Genomic DNA, 19,742 nt, shown 5'->3' with positions numbered 1-19,742 from the left:
TAATTTTTATGGATTTTTTGGAGGATTAAATGGAAAATAAACTTTTTGGGGCTGACGTAGATTAGTAGTTATGCTAGGCTACGAAAATGAAGATAACCAATTGTAAATTAAGCAAGAGAGTTCAAAATAAACTGCTTGAATTTTTTGTACTCCAAGTTACCGCCCGTTCCGCTGCCGATATTTTGGACATTCAGCCCAACTCCGCCATCCTGTTCTACCGCAAAATCCGTATGATCATCAGCCATCATTTGGCCTTGGCTGCCGATGAGGTTTTTGAGGGCTCTGTCGAGTTGGACGAAAGCTATTTTCGGCGGACGGCGTAAAGGCAGACGCGGTCGTGGTGCGGCAGGAAAAGTGGTTGTCTTTGGCATTCTGAAACGCAACGGACGGGTCTATACCGTTGTGGCGGATAATGCCAAGTCTGAAACGTTACTCCCTATCATCAAAAAGAAAATCATGCCGGACAGCATTGTTTACACGGACAGCCTGAGCAGCTATGACAAGCCGGACGTAAGCGGTTTTATCCATTACCGCATCAACCATTCCAAAGCGTTTGCCGACCGTCAGAACCACATCAACGGCATTGGGAATTTTTGGAATCAGGCGAAACGCGTCTTGCGCAAATACAACGGGACTGACCGCAAATCTTTCCCACTGTTCTTGAAAGAATGCGAATTTCGATTTAACTTCGGCACACCGTCCCAACAGCTTAAAATCCTGCGGGATTGGTGTGGAATTTAGGGCTAATCTACGTCAGCCCCTAATTTTAACTGCGTTGAAGCTACGCTTTCAGGTAGCCTTTTCAGACGGCCTCAAAGGCTACCTGAAAACAAGTTGCCGAGTTTCTGCGAAGCCAACCCCCATCCCCGCCCAAAGGAAACTAACATGACCGCCCCCTCCGCATCCGCCCCCCAACCCGTCAACGTCGGCATCATCGGCCTCAGCGCAGGCGGCGGCTGGGCGTCGATGGCGCACTACCCCTCACTCTCCCGCCTGCCCGAGCTGTTCGCCATCAAAGGGCTCACCGCCGGCAGCCCCGCTTCTGCCAAACTCGCCGCCGAAAAATACCGCGTGCCGTTTTACAGCGACACCCCCGCCGAACTCGCCGCCCGCGACGACATCGGCCTCATCGTCGTCGCCGTCAGCCTCCCCCAACATCAAGCCCTTATAGAACAAATCGCCCCCTACGGCAAAGCCATCTACTGCGAATGGCCGCTCGGCACCACGCCCGAACAGTCCCGCGCCCTGCAACAAACCGCCGAAAAATACGGCTGCCGCACCTTCATCGGCCTGCAAGCCCCCACCTCCCCCTACGTGCGCAAAATCAAAGCCCTGCTCGATGACCCCGCCACCGGCCGCCTGCTCAGCTGCACCGTGCGCGGCAGCAACCCCGCAGGCGGTGCCCTCATCGACCCGCGCTATCTCTATGCCCAGCAACAGGAAAACGGCGTCAACACCCTCACCATCCCGTTCGCCCACATGCTCGCCGCCCTCAACCTGCTGACCGGCCGCCCGCCCCTCGAACGCGCCCTCACCGCCTGCCTCCACCCCCAAGTGCGCCGCAAAGACAACGGCCAAACCCTCCGCCGCACCGCCACCGACCACGTCCTCTACCAAGCCCGCCACACCAACGGCGCGCTCACAGACGTGGTTTACCTCGGCGGCGGCAGCGGGCTGGCCATGCAAATCGAATGCGAACACCTCAGCCTCGTCATCACCGCCAACAGCGGCCACATCCAATACGAACCGCTCACCATCGAAATCATCCACGAAGGCCAAAGCCAAACCCTGCCGCCCCACAGCACCCCCGCCGAATGCCTGGTCGAAACCTACCGCGCCGTCTGGCACGACCTGCACCACGGCACACACACCGTCCCCGACTTCGCCTACGCCGCCGAACACCAGCAGCGCGTGTTCGATTTGGCGGCAAGCCCGCAGCCGTAGCGTGTGCCGCCCCGCCGCGTACACGGTTTAAACATTTTCAGACGGCCTCAAAGGCTACCTGAAAAACCCAGCAGCGCGTAGGTCGGATACTCGTATCCGACAATCTTTGCCGAAACGGCGCGGGTTTTCCCTTGCGGGAAAATGTCGGATTCGAGAATCCGACCTACGCCAAGCTTATTAAGTGCAGCCTATATGGATGTGTGAAAACAATATCCATGCCATTTGAACGCTGCCGCCTGATGATGCGGATTATTTCCGTTGCTTCAAAGGAGTAACTATAATGATTGATTATCTGAATATAAATCTAGATTCGAATTTCAGAAAGATTAAAATAAAAAAAGATAAGCCTATCGTGGCTTTAATCAGTCAAAACTTCCTAAAAACAATAAACTGCAATAATTTATTTGAATCGATTAAACAATATCCTTTATTCTGGATAATTCTTATCGGAGAGGATTCTAATATTTTAGAAGATGAATTTGATAATCTTTTAGAACTGGAATCTATCAAAAATAACAATATGTTAAATGTGGTAACAACTAATTTTCAATTTAATGATTTAATAATAACAGATATAGAAGATATTGCTTATGAATTTTTATTTTTGCCCTGTCCGAATGGCAACTGCCAATATTTATCATTCTTAGATTTGAATCATGCTGCTGACAGGAAAATTTTTGATTTCATTGAAACACAGCTTAATAATAAAACAACTTAGTGGTCATAGGACGCCTTCCTCATAATACGATCACAGAAACTTCATTGCCTGCGGTACATTCTTTTTCATCGTCAAACCCGCCGACCCAAAATCGCGCCTGTTTCTCGGACAGATCAGCTTATTTCGTGCGGCTTATATGGCTACAATTCATTTTTCAGACGACCTGAAAAGAAAGGAAGGTCGTCTGAAATCAACGAATCAACACTAAATCACCATCAACAAATCCTGCTGCGATGTGAGGTACTCGAAAAACGGCGAGGTCTGGCAATTCAACTGTCAGTTTCCGCACGATTTTAATGACTGTTTCCAATACAATTTCCCAGTTTTGACCATACAACACAGATAAGTCGGGCTCAGCAGCCATAGGATGAAAATCATCGTCATCCGGACATGCCCAATCATTATCGTTCTCGTCGAAATAGGTTGAACCGACTAGAGTGATTTGGTAAGGCTCGGCCAACTCGAACGACCAGGCCGCAAGATCATGCGGGATATTCTCCCGACTTACAGCCATCAACCAGTCCCTAAAGTCAGTTTCTAGTTTAATCTCGAAATCCATGTGTATGCCTTTGTTTGTAAAATAATTAATTGCCTTTGCTGCTTAACTTTTTTAGGTAGCAACCAGCTACTTATCATACAATAGAATCAGAACATATGATTATATATTTACAAGGAGTAGGCATAATAATGAAACCCATACTATTTTCCATTGGACTAAGTTCCATACTCTCATTACTGTCTGAAGATGGAAAACTAGAAATGGGAAGTTTTTATCGTACTTTTCATTAAAACAAGCAATATCTACATAAAAAATTTCAGGTTAAATCAAAGAACTACAAAACTGTAAGGTCGTCTGAAAATAACGTTTCAGACGACCTCAAAATCGTTATCTTCCATCACATAGAAAACTTTTTCATCAGTCAAATTTAGCATTCACTTCATGTGGATTGATGCGGGCATTTTCTTCCTGCCCTAAACCGATCAGTTTGCGAAGCCGTGTCATGTAGGCATTGACATCCAAACCGCGTCCGTATCGTTGCGCTTCCCAAATGGTTTCCGCTAGTGCATCCATCATGTCATGCTCAGCTCGTATCCAGTCGTTGTTATAACGGACGCAAAGCTGCTGATGAATTGCTCGAATACCTGGGGGCTGGTCAATGGCCGCTTGCTCTTGAAGAGAAAGATGCAGTGACATATGTAAAAACGGGTTGCTCTCCCCGTCTTCAGGCAGCCAGTTTTTGTCTAAGTAATCTTCAATGTTTTCAAGATAATGGGTATATTCGGGATGGGATTCGATGATACGGAGTGCTTTATGTTGAAGTGCATCCAGTTGCAGCGGGGTCAGGCGGTTTTTCCAAACGTGTGCGAAAAATCGGCGGACGTCGTGGGTATTGACATCGTACATGATGAGAATTGTGGCTATTGAAGCGTCTGAGAGAATATTTAGAGAAATGGATTTATAGCGAGGCAGAACCTGATAACAAGTTCTGCCTCGCTATATTTTGATTACTGCTAAAACCCTTATTGATCCACAAACGCGCGTTCGATCAGGTAGTCGCCGCGTACGCCTGTTTTCGGGGAGACGGTCAGACCGAAATCATCCAGAACTTTGCAGGTGTCTTTCAGCATCGCAGGGCTGCCGCACAGCATGGCGCGGTCGTCTTGCGGGTTGATTTTGGGCAGGCCGATGTCTTCAAACAGTTTGCCGCTTACCATCAGGTCGGTCAGGCGGCCGTGGTGTTCGTAGTCTTCGCGGGAAACGATCGGGTAGTAAATCAGTTTTTCTTTAACCAAGTCGCCGAGGTATTCGTGTTCGGGCAATTCTTTGGTGAAGCGGTCGTAGTACGCCAAATCTTTTTTGTAGCGCACGCCGTGTACGAGGATGATTTTTTCAAATTGCTCGTAAATTTCGGGGTCTTTGGTGATGCTCAAGAAGGGGGCGATGCCGGTACCGGTGCTCAGCAGGTAAAGGTGTTTACCGGGATTCAGGTCGCCGGCAACCAAGGTTCCGGTCGGTTTTTTGCTGATCAACACGTCGTCACCGACTTTAAGGTGTTGCAGGCGGCTGGTCAGAGGGCCGTCTTGGACTTTAATGCTGAAAAATTCGAGGTGTTCTTCCCAGTTGGCGGAGGCGACGCTGTATGCGCGCATCAGCGGCTTGCCGTCCACCATCAATCCGACCATGACGAATTGACCGTTTTCGAAGCGCAACGATTCGTCGCGGGTGCAGGTAAAGGTGAAATACGCATCCGTCCAGTGGTGTACGGACAATACTTTTTGGGTATTGAATGCTGCCATTTGAGTTTCCTGTCGGTAAATCCGTCTGATCGCGCGGGTCGGGCGGATGATGGTTTAAAAGGGTTTTCAGACGACCTCTCTCGCCTGTGAATAGATAATGCCGAATTAGAGCAAACGCGCAATTTTAAACGAAAATATTTATCATCACAATGCTTGCTGTCTGGCAGAGGTCGTCTGAAAACTTTTCAGACGACCTCTCGGACAACGCATTACTGGTCTAAGGTTTCGCGGATGATTTCTTTGACGGCGGCTGCATTGTTCGGCACGACTTGGACGCGCTGAGGCAATTTTTCCAAACCTTCCAGCGCGGCAGGGCGCGGAATGGCGACATCGCCGACGGCTTCGTGTATGGTCGCATCGAATTTCGCTGCCAACGCAGTTTCCAAACACACAACCGTCTCCCCTTCTTCGCGCACTTCGCGGGCGACTTTTACGCCGTCGGCAGTGTGCGGGTCGATGAGTTCTTTGTCTTGCTCGTAAACCTGCTTGATGGTGGCGAGGCGGTCGGCGTGGGTAGATTTGCCGGAGGTAAAGCCGTATTTGCCGCCGACTTTTTCCAAGGCAAACTGCAAGTCAAAGCCTTTGCCCGCCGCGACTTCCGCCCAAAGCGTATTGATTTCCTGAGGATCGCGATCCATCAGGTCAAACACGAAACGCTCGAAGTTGGACGCTTTGGAAATGTCCATAGACGGGCTGGAGGTAACATAAGTATGCTCGCTGTTGCGCGGGCGGTATGCGCCGGTTTTGAAAAACTCGTCCAACACATCATTTTCATTGGTCGCAACAATCAGGCGGCGGATAGGCAAGCCCATTTGTTTGGCGATGTGTCCCGCGCAAACGTTGCCGAAGTTACCGCTCGGCACGCAAAAGCTGACCTGCTCGTCATTGCTTTGCGTCGCTTTGAAATAGCCTGCAAAGTAATAAACCACTTGCGCAACGATGCGTCCCCAATTGATCGAATTGACCGTACCGATATGGTATTTTTCCTTGAACGCAGCATCGTTCTGCACCGCCTTCACAATGTCCTGACAGTCGTCAAACATCCCCTTCACGGCGATATTATGGATATTCTCGTCTTGCAGGCTGTACATCTGCGCACGTTGGAACGCGCTCATTTTGCCGTCGGGCGAGAGCATAAATACATTCACGCCCTTTTTGCCGCGCAAGGCATATTCCGCAGCCGAACCCGTATCTCCGCTGGTCGCACCCAAGATATTGAGTTCCCTGCCCTTTTTGTTCAACACATATTCAAACGCATTGCCCAAAAACTGCATCGCCATATCCTTAAACGCCAGCGTCGGGCCGTTGGACAAGGCTTGAATTTTGATGCCGTCCGACAAAGTACGCACAGGCGTGATTTCCTTAGAGCCGAACGCCGCTTCCGTATAAGTACGGTTCAGAATATCGCGCAAATCGTCCGCCGGAATATCCGTAACAAACAGGCTCATCACCTCAAACGCCAGCTCCGCATAGCTCAAACCGCGCCACTTGTCCAAAGTCTCGCGGCTGACCTGCGGATAATGTTCCGGCAGCATCAAACCGCCGTCGGGCGCAAGCCCCATCAACAAAACCTCGCTAAACGGTTTATGCGCCGTCTCGCCGCGCGTACTGATATATTTCATGATTTCTTCTCTATAAAAACAAAAATATTGCCGATCAAAACAGGAAATTCGCCTGCGAACCATCCCGCAAGCCGCCCTATCCCGACCTTAATCCACTATAAACTTTCAGACGACCCCGATACACAAAGGTCGTCTGAAAAACATTATCTATACAAACGCTTGAAACAAGCATTGACGGTTTTCACCGTTACCGACGCAATCGCCCGATCGCGCGAAGAAGGATTCAAAACATCCATCAACTCTTGCGCGGACACCTGATTCGGCGCCTCCTCGCTCGCGCAGCCGCAGATTTTGTCTTCCCACTCGCGCTGCTTGTCCGCGCTCATCGTCAGCGCGACCAAACGCCACTCATTGCGCTTGTTCAACTCCGAACGGCATTGATGATCGACCGCCATTTTCACCACGCTGCCACCGATACCCGTACCGCCACCCAAACCGCCGAACGCCGAGTCAGAATCATAAGCGCAACCGCCCAACAACGCCGCCACAGAAGCAACGGCAACCATCTTTTTCATATTCATAGCCATCCCTTGCCGCAAGGTCGTCTGAAACGCCCCGCAAAGTCTTTAAACAAACGCGTATTATACCGTAAGCGGTGTGAGATGGGGGATTGGGGAAAGTCGGGGTATAATCCGTTTTTTTGGGAAAATAGGGGATTTATCAATGGCTAAATTAAAAGTTAAATTTAAAGCTAACTCAAACGAAAACACGCAAAACCCTAAAGAGAATCAAGAAAAAACGGCTGAAAAAGGTAGTCAAGAACATTCAGAGCATACTGCTGAAAATAAACAGCCTGAATCAAAAGACAATGCACAGAAAAAAGATGAATCGACATGCTTATGTAAATTTTTTAAAAAGATTGCAGAATGGATATGCGCAAGAAAAAATAAAAACTCAAAGAAGGCAGATGAAAATGCCACAGAAAACAATGATGCTGCAAAACAGGCAGAAATAAAACAAGCTGATACGGTTGAGCAACCTAAAGAGCAAATAAAACCATCTGATCATTTGGAAACCATCAGCAAACTCATCGGAATATCGACAGTATTAGGGATACTCTTCGGTGGATTTGTTATATTTGTCTATCTCTTAAATATTAATCAATTAAGTATTCTTCCTGATGTAATCAGCAATCCGTCTAGCCTAATCGCTGCAAGTACAGTTTTTATAATTATTTTTATTATTATATTTTTGTTGTACCAACTTTTAGTGCATTTATTATTACCAGATTCAGTTCTTTTAATACAGGACATTCGAAGCCTAAAATCTCCTAAGTCAAATCGCTCTAATAAAAGCGTTGGATGGGTAGAAATATTATTATTTATAATATTTTACTTGGTATTTGTTTATACTCTTTCTCAATTACTCGAAATTTTTTTAAAATATTTATACCCACAAGCAAAAAATATATATCCATTTGTAATAATAATAATTGTCGCTATAGTTCTCTATTATTTTTATAAAAACTGGATTAAAGATCACAATTCAATTTATAAAATTCCTATTAAGGGAGCCATGACATATATCATAATAACATTATGTCTATTGATATTCGGTTTTAGCGATAAAATAGCAATTTTATATTTTACCCATTCCATTGAAATTCCTGAAAACTCTTCATGGTATTTACTACACAGTAACTTCCAACAAAACAACGGCTCTCAAGAAATCAACGGCATTGATAAAAATGACTTGATCAAATTAAAACAAAATTTCAAATGTTCTATTCTTTCAGAAAAAGAAAAAGAAGATAAAAACATTAATTGTTCTCCGATTCCCGAACAACGCAACAACGCCCTATACGGTTATATGGCGTGGAATTTGGGCGACACCAAGGTTTTCTGTCCACCAACTATTGATAACCAAAAAGCCGACTCCACTAAAATTAAAGATGACGACTCTAAAACTGAAGAACAAAAAGCAGCTGACGAATTAGCTGCTAAAGAAGCTAAAAAATTAGCTGAAGAATGTATCGTCATCAGCGGAAAAGCCCTGCAAATCATGCCGGAAAGTTATATCAGTACCAATACTGATGGCATTGATGTCAGTAATCCTGACAATACCGGTCATGGCGACCCTGCAATTGATATTAAAACCGGACGTTAAATTCAAAAATGACCTTAGTATCGAATGCCGGCTTAAATAATTTCAATGTCCAACCTATCCTGCCGATACAATCTAATGCAAAAAATATGTCAATCCAGATTAATTACGGCAGCTGTAATCATGATTCGCCAAGAAACAAGGATGATCATCCTAATATAGGATACTCGGACAAAAAAATCTGCCAGTAAGTTATGGCAGACCCATGCCGTCATTCCCGCCTGCGCGGGAATGACGGTTGTGATGTATCCTGTCTTTATTGTTTCCTTTGCCATCCGTCTGTTTTCAGACGACCTGCTATAATCCACGTCGTCTGAAAACCCTCTTTTCACGGAATCCGCCATGTCCGACCTTTTCACCCGCCAACCTGATGCGCCGCTTGCCGAACGCCTGCGCCCGCATACGCTTGATGATGTTATCGGGCAGCAGCATTTAATTGGCGAAGGCAAGCCGCTGCGTGTGGCGGTGGAAGGCGGGAAGCCGCATTCTATGTTGCTGTGGGGGCCGCCGGGCGTGGGCAAGACGACGTTGGCGCGGATTTTGGCGCAGAGTTTCAATGCCCAGTTTCTGCCTGTTTCCGCTGTATTCTCCGGCGTGAAAGACATACGCGAGGCGATCGACAAGGCCGAAATCGCCTTGCAGCAGGGACGCGCGACGATTTTGTTTGTCGATGAAGTCCACCGTTTCAACAAGGCGCAGCAGGACGCGTTTTTGCCCCATGTCGAAAGCGGTTTGCTGACCTTTATCGGCGCGACGACGGAAAACCCGTCGTTTGAAGTCAATCCCGCGCTGTTGAGCCGCGCGCAGGTGTATGTTTTGCAGTCCTTGTCTTCAGACGACCTCAAAAAGCTGATTGCCAAAGTATTGGCCTTGCCCGAATACCGGGATTTTACGATTGAAGCCGATGCGCAGGAGCTGCTCGTCAATACCGCCGACGGCGATGCGCGCAGATTGTTGAATCTGTTGGAACAACTTTTACGCGCCGCCGACACGCGCCGTCTGAAAACCTTAACCACCGAATTTCTCGCCGACAGCTTGGGCGCGCAAATCCGCCGTTTCGACAAAGGCGGCGAGAGTTTCTACAACCAAATCTCCGCCCTGCACAAATCCGTGCGCGGTTCGCATCCGAATGCCGCGCTGTATTGGTTTTGCCGTATGCTCGACGGCGGCACAGACCCGCGTTACCTCGCCCGCCGCATCGTGCGCATGGCGTGGGAGGACATCGGGCTTGCCGACCCGCGCGCCTTCCAAATCGCCAACGATGCCGCCGCCACCTTCGAACGTTTAGGCTCGCCCGAAGGCGAACTCGCGCTGGCACAAGCCGTGCTGTACCTTGCCGCCGCCGCCAAATCCAACGCGGGTTACAAGGCATACAACCAAATGCGACGCTTCGTCAAAGAAAACGCCAGCGATGAAGTACCCGTCCACCTGCGCAACGCTCCGACCAAGTTGATGAAGGAATTGGGCTACGGACGCGAATACCGCTACGCCCACGACGAACCGAACGCCTACGCCGCCGGCGAAAGCTATATGCCCGACGGCTTGGACGAACCGGATTTCTACCAACCCGTCCCGCGCGGGCTGGAAATCAAAATCGGCGAAAAGCTGGAATGGTTGAAATCGCTGGATGAGGAAGCGTTGGATAAGCAGAAGTAAATGGTGTCTTCAGACGACCTGTTCCACAACGACGGTCAAATGCTTGTATCGTCAAGCTAATTTGGCTACAATCCGATTTTCCTTTTTCTTGCTGAATAATCGAACACAGAAAAAATCGCGGCTGCTGAACCCGATTTCCGAAACGAAGTTAGAAAGCAGATAATGGACAATTTAGACCACTGTCGCAGCCGTGCATGGCGGCGGCATCAAGCAAAACGACCCAGCCATCGCGTACACGGCAAAAACCCTTCTGAGGGTAAGCTCGAGAAAAAGTGGGATTTGATGTATTTCCGCAGGAATAAAGTCAAACGCGCGCAAAAACTGGGCTTTGTTTACCCCTTCAGGCAGCATGAATTTGAAGCCGAATGGTTTGATTAACTTAAAAACGCATTTCGACTCAATCGAGATGATTTTCACAAGGCGGATATTTCTCCGCCTTTTTTAATTTCTATGAACGCACTTTTTATTTGCAGCCGCAACCAATGGCGCAGCCCCACCGCTGAAGCGGTATTCCGACGCTATCCGAACGTACAGACACGTTCTGCAGGCACAAGCCCTAATGCACGGCACACCGTTTCCATCAACGACATCGCATGGGCGGATAAGGTTTTTGTGATGGAACAAAAACATAAAAACCGCCTGTCGGCACAGTTTTCCCGCGCTTTGCAGCATAAGGAAATTATTGTTTTGGACATTCCTGACGATTACCGTTATATGGACGAAGAATTGATCGAGATATTGAAAGAAAGCGTCGAGCCGTATTTGTCTGACAGCTAGTCTATAAGACTTTGAATAAACGAAGGTAAAGGGCATAAATAAGGTTTCAGACGACCCCAAAGGTCGTCTGAAAATCCAATCATCGAAAAGAAAAACCGGATTCCCATCAAAGGAATCCGGTTTGTTTTATTCCAAACTTAGAAATTCATTCTCACGCCTACACGGACGGAACGGCGCAATGCGGTTGGTAAGGTTGCGCGCATCAACAAACCATTCGGATGTTACCTTCCCGTGTTTGAGCGTATTAAGATACCGAAACCATTCAAAAACAAACTCTGCGGTTATCGAATTGCAGCAGCCACGTTTTTCAGACGACCCCTCCCTGCCGTATAATGCCGTTTTCTGTTTCCGCTTCCCAAACGACCATCATGACCGAATCCATCCGCCTTCCCGCCGCTTCACTCAAGCCCGCCACCGTCGCCCTACCCGGCTCCAAAAGCATCAGCAACCGCACCCTGCTGCTTGCCGCCTTGTCCGACAATACTTGCGAAATCCATTCCCTGCTCAAATCCGACGATACCAACCGTATGTTGGAAGCGCTCGATAAACTCGGCGTTGAAATCGAATATCTTGCCGAAGGTCGTCTGAAAGTACACGGCACAGGCGGACAATTTCCAAACCGAACTGCCGATTTGTTTTTAGGCAACGCGGGAACGGCGTTCCGTCCGCTGACTGCCGCGCTGGCGGTTTTAGGCGGCGATTATCATCTGCACGGCGTTGCGCGTATGCACGAACGCCCTATCGGCGATTTGGTCGATGCGCTGCGGATTGCCGGCGCCGATGTCGAATATCTCGGCAACGAACACTATCCGCCGCTTCATATCGGCGAACGCCAAGACCGCGGCGAGCGCGTGATTCCGATTAAGGGCAATGTGTCCAGCCAGTTTCTGACCGCCCTCTTGATGGCACTGCCACTGACCGGACAGGCATTTGAAATCCGTATGGTCGGCGAGTTGATTTCCAAGCCCTATATCGACATCACCTTGAAACTGATGGCGCAATTCGGCGTACAGGTTGCCAATGAAGACTACCGCGTCTTCAAAATCCCCGCCGATGCCTGCTACCACGCGCCCGACCATTTATATGTCGAAGGCGATGCCTCCAGCGCGTCCTATTTCCTCGCAGCCGGTTTGATTGCTGCTACGCCCGTCCGCGTTACCGGTATCGGCGCAAACAGCATACAGGGAGATGTCGCCTTTGCCCGCGAGCTGGAAAAAATCGGTGCGGATGTGGTTTGGGGCGAAAACTTCGTCGAAGTCTCGCGCCCGAAAGAACGTGCCGCCCAAGCCTTTGATTTGGATGCAAACCATATCCCCGATGCCGCCATGACCCTCGCCATCGTCGCGCTTGCTACAGGACAAACATGTACACTGCGCAACATCGGTTCATGGCGCGTCAAGGAAACCGACCGCATCGCCGCGATGGCAAACGAGTTGCGTAAACTTGGCGCAGAAGTCGTCGAAGAAGCCGAAGCGATTCACATTACCCCGCCTGAAATACTGACGCCCGACGCCGTCATCGACACTTACGACGACCACCGCATGGCGATGTGTTTCTCGCTGGTTTCCCTGTTGGGCGTACCCGTCGTCATCAACGACCCGAAATGCACCCATAAAACCTTCCCGACTTATTTTGAAGTGTTCTCATCGCTGACCGACGCGGTTTAAAGCGGGAGGACGTTTACCCAAACAAAAAGGTCGTCTGAAAGTTTTCAGACGACCTTTTCTACATCACATTCAAATTAAAACCGGATTACAGTTTCCACTCGCTCAGTTTGGCAGCGTAGGCTTCCAAGTCTGCAATCGGACGGGTTGCCACGCCGCTTTCCATCGCAGCTTTGGCGGCAGCCGAAGCAACGCGCGGCAGCAGGCGGGAGTCGAACGGGGTCGGAATCAGGTATTCCGCGCCGAATTCGAATTTCTTGCCGTAAGCGGCAACCACTTCTTCAGTTACCTCTTCCTTCGCCAAATCCGCCAAGGCATAGACGCAGGCGCGTTTCATTTCTTCATTGATGGTCGTCGCGCCGACGTCCAACGCTCCGCGGAAGATGAACGGGAAGCACAATACGTTGTTTACTTGATTCGGGAAGTCGGAACGGCCGGTACCGATGACCACGTCCGGACGGGTTTCTTTTGCCAGCGGCGGCAGGATTTCCGGGTTCGGGTTTGCCATGGCGAACACGATAGGCTTGGCGTTCATGGTGTTCAACATTTCAGGCGTCAGCAGGTTCGCGCCGGAGAGGCCCAAGAAGATGTCTTTGCCTTTGACGGCATCGGCAAGCACGCGTTGACCGTTGTCTTCAATGGCGTAGAACTGTTTGGACTCGTCCATACGGTCTTTGTCTTCGCGGGTTTTGTAAATCACGCCTTTGGAGTCGCAAACGGTTACGTTTTCGCGTTTCAGACCCAAATCAAGCAGTTGGTTCAAACAGGCAATCGCCGCTGCGCCCGCGCCGGAGCAAACCAAAGTCGCCTCTTCAATGTTGCGGCCGGTAAAACGCAGGGCGTTCAATACGGCAGCAGCGGTGATGATGGCGGTACCGTGTTGGTCGTCGTGGAATACCGGGATTTTGCAGCGTTTGCGCAATTCGCGTTCGATGTAGAAGCATTCAGGCGCTTTAATGTCTTCGAGGTTGATGCCGCCGAAAGTCGGTTCCAACGCGGCGATGATGTCCACCAGTTTTTGCGGGTCTTTTTCATCGATTTCGATGTCGAATACGTCCACACCGGCGAATTTTTTGAACAATACGCCTTTGCCTTCCATCACAGGTTTGCCCGCCAACGCGCCGATGTTGCCCAAGCCCAAAACGGCGGTACCGTTGGAAATCACGGCGACCAAATTGCCTTTGGCGGTATATTTGTACGCATTTTGCGGATCGGCATGGATTTCCATACAAGGAGCCGCGACGCCCGGCGAGTACGCCAAAGCCAAGTCTTTGGACGTGGCCAGCGATTTGGTGGGGGTAACGGAGACTTTACCCGGCACGGGGAATTCGTGAAATTTCAGTGCGGCTTCTTTTAATGAGTTTTCCATTTTTCGATCCTGTTGCGAGAGATATTGAGACGAGGTCGTCTGAAACATTGGTTTCGGGACGTTTGGCATTACAAAACGGCTTATTTATTAACAAATAAACCTATTTTGTAATAGCGTGTAATTTTACCATGTTCCCAATGCGGCGCATACTGCTATTTTCATCTGAAACAAACAGCCTCAAAGCAAAAACGTATCCTTTCAGACGACCTTCATTCGGTTTTAAACATCCATACCGAAACTGCGCGCCAACGCATGTTCGATATCCGCCCTCACCTCCTCCAAACTCCGGTTGCCGTCGATAAGCGCGTAGCGTTCGGGATGCGCGGCGGCACGTTCGAGATAAACAGCACGCACGCGGGTGAAAAAATCTGCCTGCTCCTGCTCGAAACGGTCCTTCTCGCGCGTCTGCCCGATACGCGCCATCGACACTTCCAGCGGCACGTCCAGCAGCAACGTCAAATCAGGACCAAACCCGCCCTGTACCCAATTTTCCAGCATTTCAATATCTTGCAGAGGCACGCCGCGCCCACCGCCTTGATACGCAAAAGTCGCATCGGTAAAACGGTCGGAAACGACATGAATGCCGTCCGCCAGCGCAGGCAGGATAACGTCTTCAAGATGCTGCTGCCGCGCGGCAAACATCATCAACGTCTCCGCGCGCAATCCCGCCTTGGTTTCAGGGTTCAACAAAATTTCGCGCAAGGCCTCGCCGACAGGCGTACCGCCCGGCTCGCGGGTGAACAATACGGGAAGGTCGCGGGATTCGAACCATTGGCGGATAACGGCAAGATTGGTCGATTTGCCCGCACCGTCTATGCCGTCCAGAGTGATAAATTTGGGTTTCATAAGGTCAATTTTATTGAGAGAACGGATGTTCAAAAGGTCGTCTGAAAAGCAGGATTATAAATGCTTGATGGGGTTCGAAGTAGATTTTCAGACGACCTTATTGATTCAAGACGGATTGATAGATTTAGTCCTTATACACAGATCGCTATACCACATGCCCCCAAAGATTACTTATCTAAAAGGATACAAGTTCTAAGAAAAAATAAATTAACAAAAACAAAACCAAACCCTCCAAACTTGGTGAGCTCAGTTCGGCGGTGAGTCTAGTCGTAGGTGATTTTAACAGCAAACAACAGGTTGAGACGGTTTTATTCGAAGGTTTCATAACTGCCGTCAGGATAGCCTGTACTGTCAGAGTTCCAGCAGCGTTCATATATTATATTTAAACATCACAACAAATTGATTATAGGCAACTCAAGAATATCTTTTGTTGTCAACTCTTCAATTTTCTTTTCGACAAGAGATAACTTCCTATTTTTCATTAACTTATCATCATGAAAGGCGTATTCGTAGATTTTTCTATTCGTTTTGTTATAGACATATCCATAATAATCATCTTTTTTATGCTCATCTTCAACAAAATTCATAAAGAATATTTCATCATCTTGCTTTAATTTCTCTATTACCGCATTGTATAAGTTCGACACTTCATTTGCTATAAAATCCGTACATTCTAAAACACTTTCTAGTAAAATTTTAGCTGTTAATTCTTTAGGTAACATTAATTTAAACTCCTAAATTTTAAAAAGTAATTATTCTACGCAAGATTTCCTATCTCCTTTCAGACGCCTACTACATTGGCAATACACGATTTTGTATTACTGAAGGTAACCAAAGTGAGAAAGTTTATATAGAATCGTTCTCATGAAAGTTGGTTTCAGACGACCAATTTATATCAACCGGCTTGTTAATTAGCAATAAGTTTACTGAAAAAATATTCCAGACGCCCTTAAGGAAGGTATTGATTTTATCTGGAAGAAACCACGTGTGTGTGCTCCTTATACCTAATACCTACAGAGTTATCGGGGAATTTTTTAGACAAACTTCGGGCTTGATAAAAAGTTATCAAAACTAAACCTCAGTACTTTTCCCAGACAAAATCTAAATCGTTTTGTGGAATACATCCTATAGTAAAACATTTTACAGCACATTTGAACGCCATTTCTTTAGATAAAATATATTTAGACTCAAATAATCCAATTTGCCCTCCCGTATTTAATTCTATTTTTAAGGTGCTTTCTTCATTGGGGTTTAATAAATTAAAAACTATGCCATTTTCTTCACCTGTTATAACATATTTTCCATTTCCTCCACCAATCATCAAATAGTTTTCTTCTAATAAAACTAAATTTACAAGAGTATGTTTTTTATTATCCAATCTTTCTAAAATGCCTAAGAGTTTTACTGAAGAATTAACATGATAAATTTCTTCTTTACAAGAAGAACCGTCCCAGTTATCTAAAGTTATTTTCATAATTTTCTAAATTTCTTATCCAAGCTTTTGTCAAAATATCTTCTACTTCCGCCAAGATTACAAATATTAATTGATTCAAGCCCTAACCCTAGTCCAAATCAACTTCGGCAGACAACAGCCATGCGTCGCCGCCGAAAATGAGATTATTTAAGGACAAATATTTCAGACGACCTCGAAAAGGATTGAGGTCGTCTGAAAAGCAGGAGCCGCTGCATGTATCCCGACACACGTCTCGTCAAAATTGGAAGTTTCACACAGGCTAAAACCAGCAAGTTGCTAGGACAGCACCATTCGAAATATCAACTTCCCAAGTATCTGAAATCAATCCTTTGTAATTGGACTCAACAATAAAATGTTCGTCATCTATCCAACGGAAATTCAAGCTACACCATGTATCAATATAAGATGGTTGTTCTGTCAGCAACGTACCCTGCTTAACTATTTCCCCTTTTTTATCAGATACTGTCCAACTAATTTTAAAATGGTAAAGATCACAATATGCCCATAAGGAAAGATATTGTTTCCTATTGTGGCTAAGTTTCCGCTTTTTTATTTGCTTTTTAAATGTTAAATCAGACATCAAACAGGTTTGGTAAGCAGTCTCCAATGGTTCTCTCGACCAATTGTAATCAGACGCAATATCGAGCATTCCTTGATGGATTACTTGTAACTGCATAATTTTCTTATCTTTTTCAGATAGGGAGGTGTACTTTTTGAAGTCAAAAAGCTGATAAGAATCAGCACTCCCCAATATTTTTTCTTTGGGCGGAAATGGGCCATTCTCCCATAAGAAAATATTACATTTAATCACCTTTTTGGAATCAAACTTAGGTATTGAAATGAGATAAAGCTCCGGAATAGCAAAGGTTTCTTGATTAAATTCAGAAGTCCTTTCATCGTTTTGACAGTATAAACAAATTTCGTTAATCATAATTTCACTTTAAGGTTTGAGGTCGTCTGAAAAGCAGAAACCGCTGTACGTATCCCGACACACGCCACGTCAAAATTGGAAGTTTCACACAGGCTAAAACCAGCAAGTTGCTAGGACAGCACTATTCGAAATATCAACTTCCCAAGTATCTGAAATCAATCCTCTGTATTTGGACTCAACAATAAAATGTTCGTCGTCTACCCAATGGAAATTCAAGCTACGCAATATGTCGATATAAGATGGTTGTTCTGTCAACAACGTACCCTGCTTAACTATTTCCCCCTTTTTATCAGATACTGTCCAAGTGATTTTAAAGTGGTGTTGATCGCAATATGCCCATAAAGACAGATATTGTTTTCTGTTCGGACTTAGCTTGCGCTTTTTGATTTGTCTTTTAAAAGTTAGATCGGAAGTCAAGCAACTTTGGTAAGCTTCTTCCAACGGTTTTGTATCCCAATTGTAATCAGCAGCAATATCCAGCATTCCCTGATGAATAACTTGTAATACCATGAGCTTTCTATCTTCCTCATTTAAAGAAAGATATTTTTTAAAATCAAAAAATTGGTACGATATAGCAAAACCTGGTATTTTCGCTTTAGTTGGAAATTGTCGGTCCTCACACAAAAAAATATTACATTTAAAAACTTTTTTTGAATCAAATTTTGGTAGAGATACCAAATATAGTTCTGATATAGCAAACATTCCTTTGCTAATGTTTTTATATTTTGTGTAATCTTCGAGAGGTAAGCTAATTTCTTTAATCATCATTTAGGCCTTTGTTGTAATTGTTGATTTATGCAGGCTACAATTTGCTAGTTACTAGGACAGTCCCATTCAAAATATCAACTTCCCAAGTATCTGAAATCAGTCCTTTATAATTAGACTCGACAATAAAATGTTCATCGTCTATCCAATGGAAATTCAATCGATAGCCCATAGCCAAGAAAGAAGGGTCTTCTGAAAATAAAGGCCCCCTTTGAAGGATTGTTCCTTTTTTATCAGATACTGTCCAAGTAATTTTAAAATGATAGAGATCACAATGCGCGAATATGGACAAATATTGTTTTCTATTCGGACTCATTTTACGTTTTTTAAGTTGAGTATTTAAGACGAGATCAGCATCCAAACAGGCTTGATATGCTATTTCAAACGGGCCCGTATTCCAGCCCTGCTCAACTGCAATACCCAACATTCCTTGATGGACTGCTTGTAATTGCATCATTTTTTTCTCAGTATCAGAAGACGCAAAATACTTATCAAAATTAAAATACAGATAGAAATCTGCAAACCCTTGTATATTTGGTTTTTCTGGGAAATTGTTATGCGGATGCAAAATAATCAAACAGGTATTGATTTTTTTAGAGTCAAATTTAGGAAGTGATTTAACATATAACGTCGGAATAGCATAAGCTTGTCTATTGAAATTCACAAATATTGGACTTGTACTATATTCACTTCTTAAGTCTATAACTTTAATCATAAATATCTCCTAATCAACCATAGATCGTTTTTATATTGCCTGCTCATCCTTTTGTTAGGTCTTGAGCCAATCTTACCAATTGCCCCAATTAATCACATATTATTGGCTTTAAATTATTATTTTTTATATAACTATCCATCCAGTCATAGTAATCATCTGGCAGCTCAATATTAAAACCATGATTCCAATAATTGTCCCCATGTACCAACAACATTGCCCAATGATACCCTTCATCATGACATAACATACCAACCGAATGAAAATTTAACTCTTCCTTAGAACATAAAAAAGATTCATTTATTATCTTTTCCGCATAATCATCGGTATATCTTAAATAATGAATAATGGATTAGTATCCCAAATATTATATATAACCAAGTTTTTCTATGAAAAATAACTCTATCACCAGCTTCATTATCAGTGAATATCATATTGTCTTTAGACTCATCAAACATTTTTTTCCTTATGGCAGATTAAGAGCAATTTTTACCAGTTTTATTAAATTTTTTAAATCGATTAAATAAATTGAATGCTTTTTTCTGTAAAATAACAAACTGCAAACCTATAGCTTTATGTACTTTTCCTCTTTTAGCATCACTTGGATTTGCCAACATTGGACCACTTACCGCATCATGGTTATGGTTTAAAGTGCCCTTTCGACCTTTTGTTACAAAATCTCCCCATTCCAAATCAGCAGATGAGAATTTTTTAATATCTAACTTATCCAATTCAGAATTAGGTATATCAAATTGTGTTATAGGAACGTTCTTCCTTGCTACCCATTTTTCTGCTTGCATACGGTTTGTTGTAACGTAGAAACCTCCTTAACCAGAAGGATTAAGGTGGCTGACATAGAAGAA

At 45.7% G+C, this 19,742-nt stretch carries 20 protein-coding genes and 1 pseudogene; 8 read left to right on the top strand and 13 right to left on the bottom strand.

Features of this window, described 5'->3' with window-relative positions:
* Window positions 1-86: 86 nt before the first annotated feature.
* The 3 genes and pseudogenes from MON40_RS06210 to MON40_RS06200 all read left to right on the top strand — a co-directional run bounded on the left by MON40_RS06210 (window position 87) and on the right by MON40_RS06200 (window position 2,662).
* Window positions 87-741, top strand: a pseudogene (locus MON40_RS06210) (IS1595 family transposase).
* Between the two features lie 144 nt (window positions 742-885).
* Window positions 886-1,944: a Gfo/Idh/MocA family protein gene (locus tag MON40_RS06205; protein ID WP_003778391.1), complete on the top strand. Its 1,059-nt coding sequence runs from the start codon at window positions 886-888 to the stop codon at window positions 1,942-1,944.
* A 280-nt stretch (window positions 1,945-2,224) separates the two neighbouring features.
* Entirely contained in the window at window positions 2,225-2,662 is a 438-nt protein-coding gene (locus MON40_RS06200; protein ID WP_242926032.1) for a hypothetical protein, read from the top strand.
* A gap of 190 nt (window positions 2,663-2,852) precedes the next feature.
* Here MON40_RS06200 and MON40_RS06195 read toward each other — a convergent pair whose 3' ends face one another.
* The 5 genes from MON40_RS06195 to MON40_RS06175 all read right to left on the bottom strand — a co-directional run bounded on the left by MON40_RS06195 (window position 2,853) and on the right by MON40_RS06175 (window position 7,103).
* On the bottom strand, window positions 2,853-3,221 hold the full coding sequence (locus MON40_RS06195; protein WP_003778388.1) for a hypothetical protein: 369 nt from the start codon (window positions 3,219-3,221) through the stop codon (window positions 2,853-2,855).
* 357 nt (window positions 3,222-3,578) lie between these two features.
* The gene (locus MON40_RS06190) at window positions 3,579-4,067 is read right to left on the bottom strand and encodes a DUF1841 family protein (protein WP_003778386.1); all 489 of its coding nucleotides are present in this window, start codon (window positions 4,065-4,067) and stop codon (window positions 3,579-3,581) included.
* A gap of 116 nt (window positions 4,068-4,183) precedes the next feature.
* Complete coding sequence (locus tag MON40_RS06185) at window positions 4,184-4,960, bottom strand: ferredoxin--NADP reductase (RefSeq protein ID WP_003756710.1); 777 nt, start codon at window positions 4,958-4,960, stop codon at window positions 4,184-4,186.
* Window positions 4,961-5,169: 209 nt separating this feature from the next.
* A complete protein-coding gene (gene thrC / locus MON40_RS06180; protein WP_003778384.1) occupies window positions 5,170-6,582 on the bottom strand; it encodes a threonine synthase in 1,413 nt (470 codons plus the stop codon).
* 143 nt (window positions 6,583-6,725) lie between these two features.
* Window positions 6,726-7,103: a hypothetical protein gene (locus tag MON40_RS06175; RefSeq protein WP_016688279.1), complete on the bottom strand. Its 378-nt coding sequence runs from the start codon at window positions 7,101-7,103 to the stop codon at window positions 6,726-6,728.
* A 142-nt stretch (window positions 7,104-7,245) separates the two neighbouring features.
* On the opposite strand from MON40_RS06175, the gene MON40_RS06170 reads away from it, so the two are divergent.
* The 5 genes from MON40_RS06170 to aroA all read left to right on the top strand — a co-directional run bounded on the left by MON40_RS06170 (window position 7,246) and on the right by aroA (window position 12,785).
* Window positions 7,246-8,688 carry a hypothetical protein gene (locus tag MON40_RS06170; RefSeq protein ID WP_003764238.1) on the top strand — a complete coding sequence of 481 codons (1,443 nt, stop codon included), beginning with the start codon at window positions 7,246-7,248 and terminating at the stop codon, window positions 8,686-8,688.
* Window positions 8,689-9,027: 339 nt separating this feature from the next.
* Window positions 9,028-10,341: a replication-associated recombination protein A gene (locus tag MON40_RS06165; RefSeq protein WP_003764224.1), complete on the top strand. Its 1,314-nt coding sequence runs from the start codon at window positions 9,028-9,030 to the stop codon at window positions 10,339-10,341.
* A gap of 162 nt (window positions 10,342-10,503) precedes the next feature.
* Entirely contained in the window at window positions 10,504-10,719 is a 216-nt protein-coding gene (locus MON40_RS06160) for a hypothetical protein (protein ID WP_039862985.1), read from the top strand.
* A gap of 72 nt (window positions 10,720-10,791) precedes the next feature.
* Window positions 10,792-11,118: a low molecular weight protein tyrosine phosphatase family protein gene (locus tag MON40_RS06155; protein ID WP_003778376.1), complete on the top strand. Its 327-nt coding sequence runs from the start codon at window positions 10,792-10,794 to the stop codon at window positions 11,116-11,118.
* A gap of 368 nt (window positions 11,119-11,486) precedes the next feature.
* Window positions 11,487-12,785, top strand: a complete 1,299-nt coding sequence (gene aroA / locus MON40_RS06150; protein ID WP_039863028.1) for a 3-phosphoshikimate 1-carboxyvinyltransferase — start codon at window positions 11,487-11,489, stop codon at window positions 12,783-12,785.
* A gap of 85 nt (window positions 12,786-12,870) precedes the next feature.
* On the opposite strand, the gene MON40_RS06145 is transcribed toward aroA, so the two are convergent.
* The 8 genes from MON40_RS06145 to MON40_RS06110 form a co-directional block, all read right to left on the bottom strand.
* Window positions 12,871-14,151: a malic enzyme-like NAD(P)-binding protein gene (locus MON40_RS06145; protein WP_094112927.1), complete on the bottom strand. Its 1,281-nt coding sequence runs from the start codon at window positions 14,149-14,151 to the stop codon at window positions 12,871-12,873.
* Window positions 14,152-14,370: 219 nt separating this feature from the next.
* Window positions 14,371-14,997, bottom strand: a complete 627-nt coding sequence (gene tmk, locus MON40_RS06140; protein WP_003778371.1) for a dTMP kinase — start codon at window positions 14,995-14,997, stop codon at window positions 14,371-14,373.
* Between the two features lie 389 nt (window positions 14,998-15,386).
* Complete coding sequence (locus MON40_RS06135; protein WP_003778366.1) at window positions 15,387-15,719, bottom strand: hypothetical protein; 333 nt, start codon at window positions 15,717-15,719, stop codon at window positions 15,387-15,389.
* 356 nt (window positions 15,720-16,075) lie between these two features.
* The gene (locus MON40_RS06130; RefSeq protein WP_242926031.1) at window positions 16,076-16,471 is read right to left on the bottom strand and encodes a hypothetical protein; all 396 of its coding nucleotides are present in this window, start codon (window positions 16,469-16,471) and stop codon (window positions 16,076-16,078) included.
* A 259-nt stretch (window positions 16,472-16,730) separates the two neighbouring features.
* Window positions 16,731-17,402, bottom strand: a complete 672-nt coding sequence (locus tag MON40_RS06125) for a hypothetical protein (protein ID WP_242926030.1) — start codon at window positions 17,400-17,402, stop codon at window positions 16,731-16,733.
* Between the two features lie 93 nt (window positions 17,403-17,495).
* Complete coding sequence (locus MON40_RS06120) at window positions 17,496-18,170, bottom strand: hypothetical protein (RefSeq protein WP_242926029.1); 675 nt, start codon at window positions 18,168-18,170, stop codon at window positions 17,496-17,498.
* A gap of 34 nt (window positions 18,171-18,204) precedes the next feature.
* A complete protein-coding gene (locus MON40_RS06115) occupies window positions 18,205-18,882 on the bottom strand; it encodes a hypothetical protein (RefSeq protein WP_003778353.1) in 678 nt (225 codons plus the stop codon).
* Window positions 18,883-19,355: 473 nt separating this feature from the next.
* Entirely contained in the window at window positions 19,356-19,679 is a 324-nt protein-coding gene (locus MON40_RS06110; protein ID WP_003778351.1) for a DUF3990 domain-containing protein, read from the bottom strand.
* Window positions 19,680-19,742 lie beyond the last annotated feature (63 nt).

Origin of the sequence: Neisseria macacae ATCC 33926, from assembly GCF_022749495.1 — a bacterium.
GTDB lineage: Bacteria > Pseudomonadota > Gammaproteobacteria > Burkholderiales > Neisseriaceae > Neisseria > Neisseria macacae.
Note: the sequence above shows the minus strand (reverse complement) of the source record. Positions and strands in the feature narration are given on the sequence as shown.

What these genes read in the sequence shown, in the direction of transcription:
- MON40_RS06205 (WP_003778391.1), top strand. Translation starts at nt 886, where the DNA reads ATGACCGCCCCCTCCGCATCCGCCCCCCAACCCGTCAACGTCGGCATC.
- MON40_RS06200 (WP_242926032.1), top strand. Translation starts at nt 2,225, where the DNA reads ATGATTGATTATCTGAATATAAATCTAGATTCGAATTTCAGAAAGATT.
- MON40_RS06195 (WP_003778388.1), bottom strand. Translation starts at nt 3,221, where the DNA reads ATGGATTTCGAGATTAAACTAGAAACTGACTTTAGGGACTGGTTGATG.
- MON40_RS06190 (WP_003778386.1), bottom strand. Translation starts at nt 4,067, where the DNA reads ATGTACGATGTCAATACCCACGACGTCCGCCGATTTTTCGCACACGTT.
- MON40_RS06185 (WP_003756710.1), bottom strand. Translation starts at nt 4,960, where the DNA reads ATGGCAGCATTCAATACCCAAAAAGTATTGTCCGTACACCACTGGACG.
- thrC (WP_003778384.1), bottom strand. Translation starts at nt 6,582, where the DNA reads ATGAAATATATCAGTACGCGCGGCGAGACGGCGCATAAACCGTTTAGC.
- MON40_RS06175 (WP_016688279.1), bottom strand. Translation starts at nt 7,103, where the DNA reads ATGAATATGAAAAAGATGGTTGCCGTTGCTTCTGTGGCGGCGTTGTTG.
- MON40_RS06170 (WP_003764238.1), top strand. Translation starts at nt 7,246, where the DNA reads ATGGCTAAATTAAAAGTTAAATTTAAAGCTAACTCAAACGAAAACACG.
- MON40_RS06165 (WP_003764224.1), top strand. Translation starts at nt 9,028, where the DNA reads ATGTCCGACCTTTTCACCCGCCAACCTGATGCGCCGCTTGCCGAACGC.
- MON40_RS06160 (WP_039862985.1), top strand. Translation starts at nt 10,504, where the DNA reads ATGGACAATTTAGACCACTGTCGCAGCCGTGCATGGCGGCGGCATCAA.
- MON40_RS06155 (WP_003778376.1), top strand. Translation starts at nt 10,792, where the DNA reads ATGAACGCACTTTTTATTTGCAGCCGCAACCAATGGCGCAGCCCCACC.
- aroA (WP_039863028.1), top strand. Translation starts at nt 11,487, where the DNA reads ATGACCGAATCCATCCGCCTTCCCGCCGCTTCACTCAAGCCCGCCACC.
- MON40_RS06145 (WP_094112927.1), bottom strand. Translation starts at nt 14,151, where the DNA reads ATGGAAAACTCATTAAAAGAAGCCGCACTGAAATTTCACGAATTCCCC.
- tmk (WP_003778371.1), bottom strand. Translation starts at nt 14,997, where the DNA reads ATGAAACCCAAATTTATCACTCTGGACGGCATAGACGGTGCGGGCAAA.
- MON40_RS06135 (WP_003778366.1), bottom strand. Translation starts at nt 15,719, where the DNA reads ATGTTACCTAAAGAATTAACAGCTAAAATTTTACTAGAAAGTGTTTTA.
- MON40_RS06130 (WP_242926031.1), bottom strand. Translation starts at nt 16,471, where the DNA reads ATGAAAATAACTTTAGATAACTGGGACGGTTCTTCTTGTAAAGAAGAA.
- MON40_RS06125 (WP_242926030.1), bottom strand. Translation starts at nt 17,402, where the DNA reads ATGATTAACGAAATTTGTTTATACTGTCAAAACGATGAAAGGACTTCT.
- MON40_RS06120 (WP_242926029.1), bottom strand. Translation starts at nt 18,170, where the DNA reads ATGATGATTAAAGAAATTAGCTTACCTCTCGAAGATTACACAAAATAT.
- MON40_RS06115 (WP_003778353.1), bottom strand. Translation starts at nt 18,882, where the DNA reads ATGATTAAAGTTATAGACTTAAGAAGTGAATATAGTACAAGTCCAATA.
- MON40_RS06110 (WP_003778351.1), bottom strand. Translation starts at nt 19,679, where the DNA reads ATGCAAGCAGAAAAATGGGTAGCAAGGAAGAACGTTCCTATAACACAA.